1 protein-coding gene is annotated in these 580 nt (G+C 67.2%); it reads left to right on the top strand.

Annotated elements, in window-relative coordinates:
- Positions 1–580 (top strand): ATP-binding protein (locus tag AS96_RS06295; RefSeq protein ID WP_036287092.1); only part of this gene is annotated, 580 nt, incomplete at both ends.

Raw genomic sequence — 580 nt, forward strand, 5'->3', positions numbered from 1 at the left:
GCACCTCACCACCGACGACATGCCCCTGTTCACGAGACTGCGGATGACCGCGTTCGGGGAAGCGGTCATCGACATCGCGAACGACCCGACGTACGACCAGTGGACGTTCTCGCAGAAGATCCGCCACGCTCTCGAACAGGAGACCGCCGCCCGCACCGAACGCCGCGTGCTGAAGCTGCTGAAAGCGTCCAGGACCCCGAACCCGGCCGCGTGCGTCGAGGACATCCGCTACCTCGACGGGCGGAACCTGAACCGGGAACTCGTCGCCCGGCTCGCGGCCTGCCGCTGGATCGACCAGACCCACAACCTCGTGATCCTCGGCAAGTCCAGCGTCGGGAAGTCCTACCTCGCCCAAGCGCTCGTGAACGCCGCCTGCCGACGCGACTACACCGCACGCTACTTCCGGCTCGACGACCTCGCGAACCAACTCGCCGTCTACCACCGGCAAGACGCGCAGCGGCTGACGTTCCTGACCGGGCTGCACACCTGCGATCTGCTCGTGCTCGACGACTTCCTCACCACCCCGATCACCGGGGAGACCGCCGCCGAGCTGCTGAACATCCTCGCCGCCCGCGAAGGA

The sequence above is a fragment of the Microbacterium sp. MRS-1 genome, assembly GCF_000585455.1.
Lineage (GTDB): Bacteria > Actinomycetota > Actinomycetes > Actinomycetales > Microbacteriaceae > Microbacterium > Microbacterium laevaniformans.